The organism is Actinoplanes sp. NPDC000266, assembly GCF_042899005.1.
Classification (GTDB): Bacteria; Actinomycetota; Actinomycetes; order Mycobacteriales; family Micromonosporaceae; genus Actinoplanes.
On the sequence record NZ_JBIAZI010000023.1, the window covers coordinates 45,905 to 62,145 of the forward strand.

A 16,241-nucleotide genomic window follows, 5' to 3' on the forward strand; every position below is an offset into this window, starting at 1 on the left:
TGGAGCCGATGGGCTCGCCAGGACCCTGTTCGACGTCGCTGGGAGGCTTCGGTGGCAGCCTGCCTCACCCTCTGTCGCGGCGGACACGCTACACCGTGCGCGGGTGCTGAGCGGTTGATGGTAAAACCATCGGGTGTCCAGCGATCTATGGCGTGACATCCGCGCGATGAGAGCAGCTCCTGCCGTACTCAACGAAGCGCATGACAAGCGGGTCGAGACCTATCGGGCGGCTCTCCGGCATGCCGAGGAGCTTGGAGGCGCAGCTGCTGCGGCAGGATACGCATCCAGCGCATTGCCCCTTTTCTACGCAATGGAGCAGGCGGGCTTTGCGATCTCTGCAGCGAAGAGTACTGGCCTATATCCTCAGCGCCACGGATTGAAGCTCAACCTCGATCATCGCGAGAAGAACATTCTTCAAGGCGCGGTTACGCCACATGGGGACGGGGCGTTCCAAGCCGTCTGCGCGGCGCTGGGCTCCCCTTCCCTGGCCGGCGCAGGTGAGCTCGGGGCGTTGTGGGCTGCCAACCCGGATCTGAAGGACGTACCGAGACCGCCCGAGTTCGGAAGTTGGCACGGGCCGATTGATCGTATGATCGGGGGACGAGGCATTCATCAGTACCAGAACCCGACCTTCGACTCGACCACCGAGCCGATCACCACAGGTGGGTTTCTTGGGGTGGAAGTCCCACTCGCCGGTGCGACCGCGAGTGAGGTCGCGGCTGCGCTCACCGATTACCCGTCGCTTGTCGGCCTGACGCCGATCAAGCAAGGGCCCAACGGGCTGATCGAAGCTCAGCCCGACGATCCAGTTACTCGAGGTCCATACGGTCACGGAGAAGATCAGCGAGCAGCACTCGGCCTACCCGTCCCCGGATCGATGGCCTTTGCCGAATATTGGGAGCTGGAGGATCGGCTATTTCCTGTGATCGAGGTTTCGCCGGACCACCCGCTTAGGCCGGTGCCGCACCTTGTCGGCTTCGCTCTGCCAGCAATCGCAGGCGGGCCGGCGCCTCACCCGTTCATGCTGTGGTGGGCTTTACTCTTCGGCTTGTCGTGCCTCGTGCGCTACTACCCTGCAGCATGGGCGAGGGCAATTGATCCCGACCGATCACGCCTAGCCGTGTCGCTGGAGCGCGTGCTGGACATCGCAGCTCAGAAGGTTCCGGAACGAATTTGGATGTCCTTGAGGTAATCGAATCGAACCCCAGTTCCACCCAGCCGCCATGGGTGGAGCGTTCGAGCACTCAATGACCGCCGATACGGCATCAACCGGTGCGACACTTACCTACTCGCACCCCGACAAGAGTGCCGCCGTCCCGTTCCGTCCGCCGCCGTCCTGTGTGGCGTCGTCAACCTGTGTCGGACGTTATCGGTCTCGCAGCCCCTTATGACAGGAGTGGAAACAGCAAGCCCGTCGCGGAAGCTCCGATTGCCGCTCCCGCAAGCACCTGACGCAGGGTGTGCTCTTTCAGTTGTATCCGCGCCCATCCGATCGCAACGACGAGCAACCAGCATGGCGAGGTGAGTGTGCCATAGATGACACCCAGAGCGGCCGCGGTGCCGGCCGCGACGAGGCAGTGGATCGAGACGCCCCACCGGGCGAAGGCGGTGATCGGTACCGCGACGAGGAGGGCGGCCACCATCGAGACGATGAGCGCGAGTAGTTCCCTAGGTGCTCCGGCGAGGGCGAGCGCAGCGGTGCCGGCCGTGGTCGAGACTAGGATGACGAACATGGGGATGCGTCGTTGGGAGTGCACGACGATGTGTTTGTCGCTCAGCCGGCCCTTCCGTACGCCGCGGATGATGTAGAGCAGCGGAAGGAAGCTGGCGGTCCCTGCCGCGATAAGACCGTAGATCGCGGCTTGGGTTGCGGTGCCGGTGGCGTGCCAGGCGACCAGGATCAGCAGGACGGCGACCAGGATTCCGGGAGTGAAGATCTCGGTGATCCACCGAGCGAGGCGCTGGACGCCAGCCGGTTTCGCCGGCGATGTTGTGTCGTTAGGGGGCGGTGGGACGCTGGGCACGGCGAACCTCGGCAACGATAGGTGACTGGGCGTATGCACGGGATACGGATGCGAGCCATTGGGCGTCTTCGTCGAGGCTGTCTCCGGCGTCTTGGGTCACGCGGGTAGCGCTTTTGTCGGCGAGGGGCTTTCTAGCGTCGGCGGGGGTGGCGATGACGTAGTCCAGCATGACTGCGATGCCGGCGGCCTCTCCGGTGGCTCGGGCGTCTCGGGCGGGAAGTTCGTGTTCGGTAGCTAGTTGGGTGGCGTGGGAGACGACCGTCGCGTTGACGTACTTGCGTAGCTCGCGTAGTCCGTCGCGGATTTCGATGACGCGCCGATACAGCGCGACGCTCATGAGCCGGATGCTGGGGCGCCTACGCGGGGGATGCAGGTTGACGTCGCGGACCACGCCGTGGATGTCCTCCCACAGCGGCATCATGTCGGTGTAGAGCCGGTACCTGCGTGGCCATTGCCAGACATCGGTTAGGTAGGGGCCGATGCCGGGGATTACGAGGCCTCCCGCGACGAGCGTGATGCCCAGCAGCAACAGTGTCTGCGACACCGGGCCTTCGTCCCAGGACAGGGGAAGGTCGAGCAGTCTGCAGATGAGAAACGTTGCCTTGTGCGCCACGTAGATCAGGCCGACCACGGAGCCGGCCAGCAGTAGGCGGGTGCCGAGCCGGAGTAGTGACGGCGGGAGCTGCTGACCGTACTGCGCCGACCTGCGCAGGATGTCGTACATCGTCACGAGGAGAAACGCCAGGAACGCGAGCATGTATTGCGACAATTGCGGGGTGTTCGCGTAACGGGTTGCGAAGTCCAGCGGTGCTTCCACGTTGAACTTGCCCTGAGCAAATGCCGCGCCCATGACTGCAACGGCTACGCCGAGGGCTATCCATCGGATTTGTACTCGACGAGGGGCCCGTTCTGGATCGCCGAGGAACAGGAACAGGGTCTGCACCGAGGCGGCGGCAACGAGGGAGATGGAGTGCTCAATGTAGCGGGCGATATTCGGCAAGCCGGTGGCCTCGTCGAGCGCGACGTACAGCGGCGGCCAGCCGACCACGACACACAGCCCGAGTGCGGCGAGAGCCCCGCAGATGGCACGCAGGGCGGGGTTGTGCGGATCCCGGCGAAGTTGGCGGAGTTTGACGCCGCAGGCGACGAACGCGATGAGCGCGGCGACAACGTAATCGGGACGGGTCACCGCCAGTGCCTGTCGCCGACCAGGGCGGAACTGAATCGGTCAAGCACGGCGGCAGTGTCGGTGCCAGACTGACGGGGACGCGGGACGGGCGAGCAACGTGCTGCGAACTCGGTAATCACGCTTGCTAAGCCCTCGGCCTCGCGTTCCTCGGCAGTGTCGTAACGATCATTGATGCCGCTGTTTCGCCCGAGTACTCGTTCGACGACGGCCGGGTCCAGGACGTCGAGCTGCAGCATCTCTGGTGTCACGTTGAGCAAACCTCGGTGATCGCAGATGATGTGCGCCGTCTCGTGGAGAAGGATGTGGTCGCGCATTACCGGCGGTACGGTGCTGTCGACGACGATGTAGTCAGCTTTTTTGGTGGCAAGCCACAAACCGCAGGGCGCGGTCGCCTCGCCCGCATCCATCATGATCACTGTCATTGGTCGGCCGCGTTGTTCTGCGACATGATCGCAGAAGGCTCGGGCGTCGAACGGGGTTGGGATGGTGATCTTGAGGTCACGGAGACGTTGCTCGTAGCGCCTGACTGGTTTCGCATCCACCGCAGAACTCCTCGCGAGGCCCCCGCCGTCGTGGGGGCGCGCTTGACACGTATGGAGCAGGCGGTCAGCGTTGGCTGACTGGCCATGCGAGCTGCCAAGGTAGTGCAGGTAGTTGTCATTGCGATGGGGGGTCATCGTCCTCCTTGCCCTCGAGCCGGAGCACCTCGTCGAGAACGGCCGATACCAAACCGAGATGCGACGGCGACAGATTACGTGCCTTCAGCGCGACGAGACGGACGCTCGGATCCTTCATCGCATCATCCAATTTTTGGAGTCGTTCCTTCGCTTCCTTCGCTTGCTGTAGCCGCTCGATCTGCTCGGCGACGATATCGCTGCCCTCATCGCCGAGGAGAAAGCCTGGCGGAACGCCGAAAAATCTGGCCAGTGCCCTGACCTGATCTATCCGAGGATTGACTCTTTCGCCTGTAGTCAACTGGTGGATGTAGGCGCCCGACATGGTGAATCCCTGGTCTTCGCGGATAGCGTCGGATGCCTGCCGGTATGTGTACCTGGGTTTCCCGGCGGGCCGCATCTTGTCGAACAGGTAGGCAAGTCGCTCTTGCAGAGTGTCCAGCTCAGGGGGACCTTCTTTGGCGTCCACGTGTCATTGCTCCCTCATCAACCGAACAACTGTCCAGCGGGCGATTCATCGATGCGAATGGCAACCGTCCATCGAGGATCCTACGTATGATCGGCAGGGTGTCAACCAGCGGTTGGGGCCGCGGGGTCGGCGGAGACGACTGGTTGACGGCTGACGGGCTGAGGCTCAGATGAGCTTGGAGCCTGGACTGGCCTGCCCTTGCCTGGTGAATCTGCAGCGTCGTAGAGCGCGGCGGAGGTTGGCGCGCATCTGCGGGCCAAGCCGTCGGAGCGTCCTCCGGTTCGGCCGAGCCCTACGTCCCCATAAGGGGACCTCACTCTAAATGTCTCATAAGTCGGCTATGGGGAACATGGCTGGCTTGAGCTGGGAATTCTCGTCTCGATGGGTTGTCAACTGGTGCTCAAGGCGGGATCTTAATCACGGTCTGTCAGTTGACAATGACGCGAGTCATACTCATGATCGGCTATGTCTTGTGTCAACCGGCGGGTACGCGAGCGCCCGCGCTCATCGTTCCCAGTTGACGGCAGCCAAGGAGGCGTTGTGCCGGACGGTGTTGCAACGAGTGGTCAGCCGGTCGCCGGCCTTGATGCTCAGACTCGGTATCCGAACAGTGCAGTGCGATGCGCTTCTTGCGTTCACGGCCACGATTGGCGCGCTTCCTGTGTTGCCTTCCCTGGGTTGAGCCGGGACCGAAAGTCGTTCTTCCGTCCGTTTCGGCGAGGAAATGGGCGAGGCGGGTCAGGCGAAATATCGCCGCACCCTGAGCCGCTGTCAGCAACGGCTGCATAAGGCGTGGCCGGCGAACGTGGAGGCCCTGCATCCCAGCGGCCTCATGAGGAGAGCTCGTGGGGGAGAGTATGTCGGACATTCGTTGCGATGTGATAGCAGCCGAGGCTGGGATCCTGACGGGGGTGGCACAAGAAACCGAAGGTTCGATGTACGCGATCCATCTCGCCGGACCGGGCGACAAGCTGGCGGCGAAGCGGTGAGCCGGCACGATGGAAATGACGACGAGTGCACCACTCAGGTTCCGCGGCCGCTTGACCGCCGAACGCCTGCAGCTAGTTGCATAGAACCGAGCCAGTTAATTGAGCCGGACCGCCCCACCGGCAAATTGTTCGGGGCGCGCTTGCGCCGGATGCGCCTTGCTCGGCGGTGGTCACAGCCACAACTCGCGCAGCGGATGCGTGACGCGGCTGTTGGTCATGGTGGCACAGCCCGTCTGGAGAGCCTGAAGATCATGCTGAGTAAATGGGAGAACGGCCACAAGGTGCCCAGCCAGTACAACCGGCACCTGCTGGCTCATGCGCTTGGAGTGACTGTCGTCGATCTAGGCCTGTGGGCGGATCCCGACTTCCGCTTCTGAGCTGAGAGCCTGCTGATCTACATCCTGCCCGAGGGCGGACTGCGGCTGTGGAGGTCCGCTAGTGCGGCGCTGGGCTGCCGTCGTCGCACTCAGCGTCGTTGCTGGCGATGCTGAGGTACCACACCAGCGCGGCGGCGTAGGCGTGTAGGGCGTCAGGGAAGTCCGTGAGCCGGTCCGTGCTGCCGAGCTCGGCGGTGACTGCGGCGACGTCGTCGTAGTAGGTGATCGGCTCGCCCTGCATCTGCTCGCTGATCAACCTGGCGAGGTCTTGGCGGGCCGCGGCAAGAGTGTCGATCTGCTCAGCCGATTGCGCCGATGGGTCGCTGAACGGAACAGGCGGCAGGTAATGATCGAAGGCGAGGATCAGGTCCGAAGGCAGGATCACCTCCGCCTGTGGCAGCGGTGGAACCTGTTGAAGCGCCACCGCGGTCGCCACTTGTGAGGCGTAGACGGCGTACACCGTGGCAGCTCGTGCCATCACTACGAGCGCCTGATCGTGATGCTGCTCGGCGAGCAGTTCGAGATCGTTGATGAGCTGCGTCGTCAGACCGATGTCGGTGGGCCTGGCTCTTTTCGGCTCGGCGTATGCCTGCACCTGCGCGTGGAAGACGATCGCCTGATTGACGATCAGGCCGGCTTGGTTGCAGGCCTCGCCCATCTCGATCAGCGCCAGGCGCACCGCATTGGTCAGCTGCGTTCCGGTGTCGGGTTGCAGCAACTGCTGTGTCTGCACATGCATCTGGGGCGTCTCCTGGTCGAACAGTGCAATCGCGGGCGACCGCACGGTTCGGTTCCGGACGGTCTTCAAGGTGCATAACCGCTTGCCGTCCCGTGCGTCAAGGCGAACCGCGTCGGATAACCCCAGACAACCCCAGACAACTACCCCGCACCTGTGGGCTTCAGCCAAGGTGAACACGTGTTTGATTCCGGCGCGTACACCGCAGCTCACCTTGCGCGACTGCCGGCGGCGGTGGTGTGTGCGACGCCCACTGACATCGCCGCGGTCGCCAGCCTTGCCGCCACCTACATGGCTGGACAGCCGGTCATTGACTGGCTCATTGCCGGTGCCGAACGTCGCGAGCACATTCTCAGGTGGCTTGCGACGATTCTGGTCACGCACGCGCTCGGCCATGGGTACGTCGATCTGATTGCGGGGCGCTCCGCAGCGATCTGGCTCGATCGAACCACGGACCTGCCCCGTCCAGCCAACCTCAACGACGGAACAGCCACCGAGAAGGTTCTGCAGCGGCTGGCCGTCCTGGCCGCACATCAGCCCGACGTGGAACACCTGGATCTTGCGGTCCTCGTCGCAACCGACGACGCCGATGCGGCAGCCCTGCTCGCCCATCGGCATCGAGGCCTCGACCGCGCGGCAGTTCCGGCGTTCGCGCAGGCCGCCGATCCTGCCGCGATCCGGCGGCTGAGCGCGGCCGGGTACCAGCCGGGCGATCCGTACCGGCTTGATGGCGGCCCCTGGGTGCAGCCGATGCTGCGCACGCCCACCGCAGACCTGGAGCGCCGCCAGCTCTGGCCGCCCGGCTTCAACTGACCACCCTGAACTGGAGCGAAGGCTTGTATGGGCCTCATCGGCTGGATTCATCACGCCCGCGACCTGAGCGACGAACACCGCACGATCATCACGATGACCACCGCCCTCGGCATCTGCGAGATGCCGGCGGATTCTGTCCGGCTCGCCCGGCACGCCGCGTTCGGCCACTGCCATCCACGCACCGGATACGCCGACTGGCGTCACCCCGAACACCCCGATCCAGACCTTTCCGTTGTCGTCGACGGGCAGCTGAGCAACCGGACCCACCTCGAACACCAGTTGTTCGAACGTCCCCGGCCGCTGGCCAGTGACGCGGACCTGCTGCTACACGCCTACCGGGCCTGGGGAGCCGGGCTCGCCGACCGCATCGATGGCAGCTATGCGATCGCAATCTGGGACAACCGCGCCCGGCAGCTAGTCCTGATGCGCGACGCCATCGGCGCCAAAACACTGTTCTACGCCCAGCGCGGCGATGGCGTTGTTTTCGCCTCAACGGTGACCGCGCTGTTGGCGCACCCCGAGGTCGAACCGATTGTCGACGCGGACGGCCTCAACGAGCTGCTCGCGCTCGGACCGGTTCGGACCCCGGGGCATGGGGTGATCCGCGACGTGGCCGAGGTGCTGCCTGGCGAGCTCGTCCGGACTACTCCCGCCGGGGTGCGCCGGCGCCGCTACTTCTCTTTCGAGGCTGACGTGCACCACCACAGCCTCACGGAAACGGTCGCCACTATCCACGATCTGCTGGCCGCAAGAACCGAGCACCTGCGTGCTCACCCCGCCGACGCCGTGCTGCTGTCCGGCGGCGTCGCGTCCGCCGCCGCCGGCGCCATGACCGCAGGGCCGGGCGACCAGCAGCGCAGCGTCTGGACTCTCATCTCCGGCGGCTCGACGCCGCTGAAGCCGAACAAAGTCCCGCATCTGAGAGCAGCCAGCCTGGCCGCGTCCCACCTGCGGCTGCGCCACCATCTGCTGATCGCCGGCTGGCTGGGGCTGCCCCGAGCGCCGGCCGCCGCGCGGGCTGCCCTCGACCTGCCAGGCGAGCCTGCGATCGATGCCCCGCTGGTCGCACTGCTGGACCGGATCGCGGCCACAGGCGCCGAAAGTATCGTCACCGGAGACGGCGCCGCCACCGTCTTCGGTAGCTATCGCTGGCTCCGACAGCCAAGCTCTCCCGCGACGGCGGACTTTCCGTGGCGGCCCTACGGCCTCGCCGCCACCGATCTTCTCAACGCGGAAACCCGGGCGCGGCTGCGCCCGGACCGATACCGGCTGCGCCGCTACGACCAGGCCACCGCCACCGTCCCTCATCTTTCCGGCGCCGGGATGCTCGGGAGGCAGCAGCGCATCAAAACCCACTTGGCGTTGACGCACTACCTGCCGCGGCTGTTGGTCCGGCTCGACCAACTCGCCGGCGCCGCCGGTCTGGCCGTGCAGACGCCGATGGCGGACTGGCTGCTGGCCTCCTACCTGTACAACATTCCCAACTATCTGCGGCATCCGCGCGGCGTCGCGAACGGCCTGCTGCTGCGTGCCGTCGCCGACCTCGTACCGGCCCCGATCACCTGGCTCAAACCCCTGCCGTTCCCGGCGATGCCGAACATGGCCGCCTGGCACCGGACCCAACACCTGCGGCTGCTCGAACTCATCCGGGACAAGGACACGCCGCTGGCCAGCCTGCTCGACGCCCAACGCGTCGCCGACGCGCTCACGATGCCCGCAGTCGCCCGCGGACCGTACAGGCACAGCCCCATCACTCACGTCCTCGAAGTCGCCGAGTGGCTCGAGCGGCACCACATCACCCTGACCTGAAACCCGGCAACTGCCGGGCGGCACGGCCCGGCGTCCGGGTTCCGCCATCCTGACTGAAGGACCAGCAGCGTGCGACTCGACCCGTTCAGTCCTGCCTACAGCCGAGACCCCGCCGCCGCCTGGCGACGGCTGCTCGCCACCGGCTACACCGTCGGTTACGACCCCGCCCTCGACTTGTGGCTGATCGGCGGCCACGACAACGTCCGCACCGTGCTCGCCGACACCGACCGCTTCTCCAACGCCGCCACTCTCGCCCCGATCCAGGCCGCCAGCCCGCAAACGCGCGCGGTCCTGGCCGGAATCGACGCACGCCCGGTCTCGGTCACCGCAGACCGGCCCGAGCACCTGCGCACCCGCGCCGTCCTGCGTGCCCTGTTCCCCACCACACCCGCCCGCGCGAGCCAGCAGTGGGGGCCGATAGTCGCCGCCCGTACCGAGGAGCTGATCACGAGCCTGGCCGGCCGGGGAACCGTCGACCTGATGCACTTCAGTGTGCAGTTGCCCCTGCGGGTCATCCTCGACGTCCTTGGACTGCCCGCCAGTGACGCCGCCGACATCCAGGCGTGGACCGACGACTTCGCCCACCTCGTATGGGGCAACCCGACGCCGGACGAGCAGCTGGCCTGCGCCCGCTCGTGTGTGGCCCTCTGGCAGTACTGCCAGCACACCGTCGAACACCGCGCCGCTGCAACCCAGTTCGGCGGTGGCATCGTCGGGGACTTACTGCGCTACCGCAACGAGGATGACGCCAAACTCACCGTCGCTGAAGTCGCCGCGCTGACCCTGAACATCGTCGGCGCCGGCTCGGAAACAACCGCCGCTGCCCTCGGCAACGCTCTGCGGCATGCCCTGGCCGAACCCGGCCGCTGGGCGCGACTCGCCCGCGACGACCAGTACCTGGCCGGCTTCGTCGAAGAAACGTTGCGGCACTGCCCCGCGATCGACGGCTGGCTGCGGCTGACCCTCACCGACGTCACCCTCGACCAAGTCACCATTCCGGCAGGCAGCCGTTGCCTCGTGCCGATCGGCACCGCCGGACACGACCGCGACGTCTACTCACAGCCACACGTCTTCGACCCGACACGGCCGCGCGCTGGGCAGCACCTGGCCTTCGGCGCCGGATCCCACCACTGCATCGGCGCGGCCCTGGCCCGCCTGGAACTGACCACCGCCCTGCACCTACTCGCCCGCCGTGTCCCCAACCTCACCGTCGACACCAGCCGTCCTCTCACGACTCGGCCCAGCGCCGCCCTGCGCCAGCACCGCACGATGCCCGCACACCCCCAGCAGACCGGAAGCTGCCCCATCGCGCACCCGAGCACCGAAGCAGGCATCCGATGACCAGACTCGCCACCTCACCCGCCGCCCCGCCAGCCGCGCTCGAGGCCCGGCTGGCCGGCCTGTGCGCCCGCGCCGCCACCGCCCCAGGCAACATCGGCTTCCCCGCCGCCACCGACCTGGACTACCAGCCGCTCGCGCCGCTGCTCGCGCACCTACTCAACAACGTTGGCGACCCCCAGAATGACCCGCAATATCCGGGCCACACCATGGACCTCGAACGCGACGTCCTCGCCTTCTTCGCCGACCTGTTTCACGCGCCCGCCGGACACGGCGGCTACGTCACCACCGGCGGCACCGAAGGCAACCTCTACGCGCTGCTGCAAGCACGCACCGCCCTACCCGGCGCGGCCGTCTACTACAGCTCCGAAACCCACTACAGCGTGCCGAAAGCCTGCCACCTGCTCGCCCTGCCCGCGGTGCCGGTCGCGGCCACCGCGACCGGCGGCATCGACTACACCGACCTCACCCGCAAAGCCGCCCAGGCGCCCCAGCGCCGGGCGGTCGTGGTGGCGAACATCGGTACTACGATGAGCGAGGCCGTCGACGACGTCCACCGCATCCACGCCGCCCTCGACACCGCTCGCATCAGTGGCCGCTACGTGCACTCCGATGCCGCCCTGGCCGGCATCCCTCTCGCCTCACTCGATGGGCGGCCGGGGTTCGACCTCGCCGACGGCGCCGACAGCATCTCCATCTCCGGACACAAATTCTTGGGCACCCCGCTGGTCTGCGGTGTCGTGCTCGCCCGCCGACGGGCCAGCAACGCCCCGGCGGTGCCTTACATCGCCAGCCGAGACACCACCATCACCGGCTCCCGCAACGGCCTGTCCGCGGCCATGCTCTGGTACGCCATCCAACGCCTCGGCGCCGACGGCATGGCCGCCCGCGCCCATGCCGCCCGCGAGCTCGCCGGCTACGCCGTCCGCCGCCTCGGCGCGGTCGGATGGCCGGCCTGGCGGAATGCGGGTGCGATGACCGTCATGCTACAGCCGCTCCCGCCCGAACTCCGGCAACGATGGCCGCTGCCCGCCGCCGGCCAGTGGTCACACCTGATCTGTATGCCCGGCGTACGCCGGGCCCGGATCGACGCCCTCGCCGATGACCTACGCCGTGTTGTCCTCCCGCGGCCGATTCCAAGGTAGTTGCCTCGGCCCCGCGCAGGGCTCGCTTGTTGAAGGAAGGGTTGCCGACGCTGGCCGGACTCGCTGCTGCTCGCTTCGAGCAGTGCTACCGGGTCTTCCACGCCAGCCTCCTCGAATCCGGCTCACCCCGGTGCGAGCCGGGCCGGAGGAAGTAGGGGTGGATCGGGTCTCCTGAGAGACCGCTGCCTGGGTCTCGGGGCCTCTCCACCGGCGCGCACCACTCGCGGCGGGGTAGTCGTTCGACTATAGTCGTGCGAATGGCCGACGGTACGCTTTCTCTCATGGGTGCTCACGAGATCCGCGTGCGGCTGGGTTCGTGCAGCCGGCAGCGCGCCTACCAGATCACCACCCGCGAGGGCTTCCCGCGCCCGGTAGCTGACTTGAAGCAGGGCAAGGTGTGGCTGACCAGCGATGTCGACCAGTGGATCCGGGTGCATCGGCCCTGGCCGGGCAAGCGCGCCCAGCGTTGAGTCGGCCGTCCACATTTGAACCTTGCGCCGCGAAAATCGTCAGCAAGGATGTTTTCGAACAATGCCATGGGGCGCCCCGATGCGGTGGTCGGGCCTCGCGCGACTTCTGTCAGGCGTGCCCGTGAGGGTGGACCGGCTAGATCGGCCATGCTGATTAAGTAGGCGCTTTCCACTGAAGATTAAAGCAAGTCTCGTAGCATTTGAGCAACCTTCTGTACTGACATCGGCGTTGCGATCAGGAGTGAGTGCGACGTCTTGCTGATTCATTCCGAAGTCCGTCGTGGTTGCGGCGCCTTCGAGGGACAACACCGGTTAACTCCAGACAACCTCGGACAACTTCCTCCGTGCATGCCGTGCCGACAGGATCGATCTGTGATCGACATCTACTTCCCCCTCCATCACGTCATACAGGGAAGTGGACGGCCGGCGTGATTGTCCAGGGGGGGACACCGGCCGCGACCTGAACGCCATTTACATGAGGCACACCTGGTGCCGGTTCAGGTCAGTCGGGCACCGGCCGAAAATAAACGGCCGTCTGTCGTGCTGACCACGTTCGGTATTCGATAAACCGTCGTGGTCAGCACGACTTACTCCCAATTCCTCACTTCGGGAGAATCGTCGTGCTGTCCTTGACTTCCCCGAGCGCGTCCACCGTGCCGGATACTCCACAGCGAAGTAACGCAACCTTGATCGGCCGCGCCGAGCAGCCGGCGCCCGTCCTGGGTACAGCCGCTGTCGCCGCCGGTGTGCCAAGGGCGGCGCTGGTTTCGGCGGCGTCTCTGCCGCGGCCGGTGCCGCATCAGTTCGGCCCGGCCGAGCTCGCGGAGCGGGTCTGGCTGCGTGCGGCCCGGCTTCGCCCGGCCGCGATGGTCGCCGTGTCGTCGGCGGACGGTGGGGTCGGCCGATCCACCGTGGTCGCCGCGCTCGGTTCGATGCTGGCGCTCGCCGTGCCGGGCCCGGTCCTGGCCGTCGACATGGCGCCGCATCCGTGGGGCGGGCTGGCCGACCGGATCGGCCGGTCGACGGCGGGCACCATCTGGGACACCGTCCGTGACCTCGAGACGCTGACCTCGCGTCGCGAGGTCGAACGGTGGACCCAGCCCGGCCCGTGCGGGCTCTCCGCCCTGGTCGGGGAAACCGAGGTGGCCGGGCGTCGCCCACCGAAACACGACGAGGCTGACGCCGTCACGCAGACGGTTCGCCGGCTGTACGCGCTGACCGTGTGTGACCTTCTACCCGCCTATTTCTCCAGTGTGTGGGCCACCCTCGCCACCGCGGACACCACTGTTCTGACCGCGCGGGCCACCCCCGATGGGGTGCAGCACGCGATGCGGCTGCTCACTCACCTGCACGCGGCTGGGCACGGGAGCATCGTCGAACGCGCCGTTCTGGCCGTTGTCGCCACGAGCAGGTCGACCAGCCGCGACGTCGCGGCCGTGGTCCGGCAGGCCGCCACGGTGATTCCGGCCGTGGTGCAGATTCCGTTCGATCCACTCCTGACCCGGCCGGAACCGGCCGACCCGCGCCGGCTACGCAAGGCGACGCGGCGAGCGCTGCTGCGGCTGGCCGAGGAGGTCATCACCCGCTGCGCCGACCCCGCAACAGGGCAGGCGTTCCTGCCGGTGGGGCGGCTCTGATGCTGACGGCTCTGACCCTGTGGCCGGCCGTGCGCCTCACCACCCTGGCCCAGCAGATGCGGGCGCCAGATCCGGCGCCGGCACCGACGAGCACCGGCTTCGACTGGGACCGCGTGCATCCCGACGGATCCGCGATCCCGAAGTCCGACATCTTCTACACGATCATGCGCGCCGTCATGTTCCTCGGCGGAGTGGCCGCAGTCTGTGGCCTGATCGCCGGCGCGATTGCCTTCAGCATCGGCCCCATTTTCGGCGCCCACATCGTGTCCGACCGCGGCAAATCCATGATGTGGCGGGCTGGTTTCACGGCAGTGATCGTGGGTTCCGGGACGGCCATCGTCGCAGGGCTGTTGGTCCTGTGACCGCGTACAGGAACCTCCCTGCGCTCGTCGCGCCGGCCGACCGGTCATCGTGGCGGCCGGACGTGCCGGGCCAGCCGACTTCCGGGTCTGGGCGAGCAACCATGCGGTGGCTGCGTGTGCTGCTCCTCGTGGCTTCGGCGGTGTTGGTGGTGCTGGTGGCCGGTGCCGTCCCGGCGCAGGCGGAGCCGACGCCGGCGCCCAGCCCGCCGGCCGTGGCTGTCGACAGCGCTTGTGTGGCCAAGGCGCCAGCGCAGCCGGCGGGCGCGGTGGCGTGGTGCATGCCGTGGGCCGTGCACGTTGACGACATCCCGGATGGTGGCCGCTCGCACTGGGTGACCCAGTGCAGCAAAGCCATCAGCGACGAGGGCCGAGCGTCGTGTGTTGCCGCGTCGATCGGCCTCGACGAAACGCCGGAGGATGGCACCGCTTCGGTGCTGATGGATGGCCCCAGCACCGGCAGCGGCCCGGCCGGGCTGATCAACTGTGCGCTGCAATCACCGCCGGGCGGGCTTGGTTCCGACGACCGGCAGCGGATTCTGTGGGATTCCAAACGATCCGCCTGTGGGCGGCAGGTGCAGACGTGGGCGACGCAGCTGTACGACCCCGACCCGAAACGGCCTAACTGCGGGCGAGTCGACGTCAGCTGCGAAGTGCAGCACGCCACCGAAGACGCGTTGAGCTCCGGCGTCCGCACCGGCATTCAGGGCCTGGTCGACGTCGTCGTGCAAGGCACCGTGTTCCTGCTGTCCAAGCTGGCGACATTGGTGTTCACGGCCACGGCGATCAGCACGCCGGACGACGCGTTCTACGTCACCTACAACTCCATCGCGGGCGTGCTCATCGCGGTGATCTTCGTGTTCTTCATCGTCTCGACGATCATCAACGGGCTGCGCACCTCGGCCGGGCCCGGCCCGCTTTCGACCCTTGGCGGCCTCGTCCGGGCGGTGCTGGGAATCAGTTTCGCCGCGGGGATCGCCTACACGATTGTCGCCGCCTGGGATCAGGCCACGAACGCCGTGATCATGGCGAACGCCAGCCGGCCGTATGACGCGTCGAAGCTGGTCACCTCGTTTACCAATCTGACCGGCGGGGTGGGCACCCTGTTGGTGGCGTTGCTGCTGTCGGCGCTGGCCGCGGTCGGCCTGTTGCTGTTGTTCGTGGTCATGCTGTTTCGTGGTCTGCTGGCTACCGGCGCGGCGCTGTTCGGGGCGATGGCGATGACCGGGCAGGTCATGCCCGAGACCCGGCATTGGGGCCGCCGCTGGTTCTGGACGGTCAACGCCCTCGGCTCCTCGAAGTTTTTCATCGCGCAGTTGTGGATCTACGGGTCGCGGTCGGCGTACGGCTCGGACGACGTGATGAACGCCCTCCGAGCGGTGCTGCTGATCTGGCTGATGGTCGCCGCCCCGTGGATTCTGTTGCGATTGACGACGATGTGGGACGGCTACCTGTCCGACGTCAACGCGCACGGCCTGATGTCGACCGCCGGCAACCCGCTCGAGCTCGGGGCCGCTTTCGGTAGCGGCCTGCGCGATGGCGCCGCGTCCGCGGGTAGTCCGGCGGGCGGGGCGGCTGCGGTGATGGACGACAACACCGCGAACACGGCCACCACACCCGGACCTACCGGGCAGTTGGAGGCAGGGGCGGGAATCGGCGACGGCAAAGGTCGGCAGGCTGCCGACGCCGCCTCGACCGGCGGTGACCACGGGCCGGTCGGAGACACCACCGCAAACCCCAGCGCGGGCGAACAAGCCGGCGGTGACGACGCCCTGAATGCCAGTGAGGCTGAGGGCACCGCCGCCGACACGGCGGCCGCTCAACACGACCTGGACTCCCTGCCAAAGGGCATTCCCGGCGGCGCTACCAGCGAGCCGGCAGCACCGCCCAACCCGATGCAGCCCAACGCCGAACAGCCCGGCACGGCAGCGCAGAGTTCACCGGACACGCCGATGCCGTCGGCGCCTGAGCCGGCCAGTCCTTCGACCGGCGCGGTCGGCTCGAGTTCCTCGGCGGAGCCTTCAGACGCCTCGGTGACATCGAGCGGCTCATCGCCCGGCGCGCAGCCCTCGGCCCTGCACCCGACGAGTGCCGGTGCCGGTGCAGAACCCGCCTCCGGCGAACGCGGCGCCGAGGGCGACAAACCGGCTGCGGGTGAGGCCCGCGGCGCCGTGGCGGCTGCCGGAGACGCGCCGGTCGTCCCGCTCTAAAT

General features: G+C 67.0%; 15 protein-coding genes. 10 read left to right on the forward strand and 5 right to left on the reverse strand.

The features are described from left to right. The first annotated feature begins 133 nt into the window (after positions 1–133). A complete protein-coding gene (locus tag ACFY36_RS50475; RefSeq protein WP_499753077.1) occupies positions 134–1,192 on the forward strand; it encodes a YaaC family protein in 1,059 nt (352 codons plus the stop codon). Positions 1,193–1,385: 193 nt separating this feature from the next. Here ACFY36_RS50475 and ACFY36_RS50480 read toward each other — a convergent pair whose 3' ends face one another. The 4 genes from ACFY36_RS50480 to ACFY36_RS50495 all read right to left on the reverse strand — a co-directional run bounded on the left by ACFY36_RS50480 (position 1,386) and on the right by ACFY36_RS50495 (position 4,356). Continuing rightward, positions 1,386–2,024, reverse strand: a complete 639-nt coding sequence (locus tag ACFY36_RS50480) for a phosphoesterase PA-phosphatase (protein ID WP_499753078.1) — start codon at positions 2,022–2,024, stop codon at positions 1,386–1,388. Next, positions 1,999–3,213, reverse strand: a complete 1,215-nt coding sequence (locus ACFY36_RS50485) for an MAB_1171c family putative transporter (RefSeq protein WP_499753079.1) — start codon at positions 3,211–3,213, stop codon at positions 1,999–2,001. The genes ACFY36_RS50480 and ACFY36_RS50485 overlap by 26 nt, the downstream gene beginning before the upstream one ends. Then, a complete protein-coding gene (locus ACFY36_RS50490) occupies positions 3,210–3,755 on the reverse strand; it encodes a hypothetical protein (RefSeq protein ID WP_499753080.1) in 546 nt (181 codons plus the stop codon). The genes ACFY36_RS50485 and ACFY36_RS50490 overlap by 4 nt, the downstream gene beginning before the upstream one ends. A gap of 115 nt (positions 3,756–3,870) precedes the next feature. After that, on the reverse strand, positions 3,871–4,356 hold the full coding sequence (locus ACFY36_RS50495) for a helix-turn-helix domain-containing protein (RefSeq protein ID WP_499753081.1): 486 nt from the start codon (positions 4,354–4,356) through the stop codon (positions 3,871–3,873). A gap of 1,240 nt (positions 4,357–5,596) precedes the next feature. Here ACFY36_RS50495 and ACFY36_RS50500 point away from each other — a divergent pair. Beyond that, positions 5,597–5,722, forward strand: a complete 126-nt coding sequence (locus ACFY36_RS50500; RefSeq protein ID WP_499753082.1) for a hypothetical protein — start codon at positions 5,597–5,599, stop codon at positions 5,720–5,722. Positions 5,723–5,780: 58 nt separating this feature from the next. On the opposite strand, the gene ACFY36_RS50505 is transcribed toward ACFY36_RS50500, so the two are convergent. Beyond that, the gene (locus tag ACFY36_RS50505; protein WP_499753083.1) at positions 5,781–6,530 is read right to left on the reverse strand and encodes a hypothetical protein; all 750 of its coding nucleotides are present in this window, start codon (positions 6,528–6,530) and stop codon (positions 5,781–5,783) included. A gap of 108 nt (positions 6,531–6,638) precedes the next feature. Here ACFY36_RS50505 and ACFY36_RS50510 point away from each other — a divergent pair, with 108 nt between their 5' ends. The 8 genes from ACFY36_RS50510 to ACFY36_RS50545 all read left to right on the forward strand — a co-directional run bounded on the left by ACFY36_RS50510 (position 6,639) and on the right by ACFY36_RS50545 (position 16,239). Then, positions 6,639–7,271 (forward strand): hypothetical protein, encoded by a 633-nt coding sequence (locus ACFY36_RS50510; protein ID WP_499753084.1) that lies wholly within the window; start codon positions 6,639–6,641, stop codon positions 7,269–7,271. A 27-nt stretch (positions 7,272–7,298) separates the two neighbouring features. After that, positions 7,299–9,080, forward strand: coding sequence for an asparagine synthase-related protein (locus tag ACFY36_RS50515; protein WP_499753085.1), 1,782 nt, complete (start codon positions 7,299–7,301; stop codon positions 9,078–9,080). 69 nt (positions 9,081–9,149) lie between these two features. Then, complete coding sequence (locus ACFY36_RS50520) at positions 9,150–10,421, forward strand: cytochrome P450 (RefSeq protein ID WP_499753086.1); 1,272 nt, start codon at positions 9,150–9,152, stop codon at positions 10,419–10,421. After that, positions 10,418–11,563: a histidine decarboxylase gene (locus ACFY36_RS50525; RefSeq protein ID WP_499753087.1), complete on the forward strand. Its 1,146-nt coding sequence runs from the start codon at positions 10,418–10,420 to the stop codon at positions 11,561–11,563. Before ACFY36_RS50520 ends, ACFY36_RS50525 begins: the two co-directional genes overlap by 4 nt. A 281-nt stretch (positions 11,564–11,844) precedes the next feature. Beyond that, positions 11,845–12,033, forward strand: a complete 189-nt coding sequence (locus ACFY36_RS50530; protein ID WP_499753088.1) for a DNA-binding protein — start codon at positions 11,845–11,847, stop codon at positions 12,031–12,033. A 791-nt stretch (positions 12,034–12,824) separates the two neighbouring features. Continuing rightward, positions 12,825–13,670, forward strand: coding sequence for a MinD/ParA family ATP-binding protein (locus ACFY36_RS50535; protein WP_499753089.1), 846 nt, complete (start codon positions 12,825–12,827; stop codon positions 13,668–13,670). Continuing rightward, positions 13,670–14,032 carry a hypothetical protein gene (locus tag ACFY36_RS50540; protein WP_499753090.1) on the forward strand — a complete coding sequence of 121 codons (363 nt, stop codon included), beginning with the start codon at positions 13,670–13,672 and terminating at the stop codon, positions 14,030–14,032. The genes ACFY36_RS50535 and ACFY36_RS50540 overlap by 1 nt, the downstream gene beginning before the upstream one ends. A 116-nt stretch (positions 14,033–14,148) precedes the next feature. Further along, positions 14,149–16,239 (forward strand): hypothetical protein, encoded by a 2,091-nt coding sequence (locus ACFY36_RS50545; protein ID WP_499753091.1) that lies wholly within the window; start codon positions 14,149–14,151, stop codon positions 16,237–16,239. The last annotated feature ends 2 nt before the right edge of the window (positions 16,240–16,241 follow it).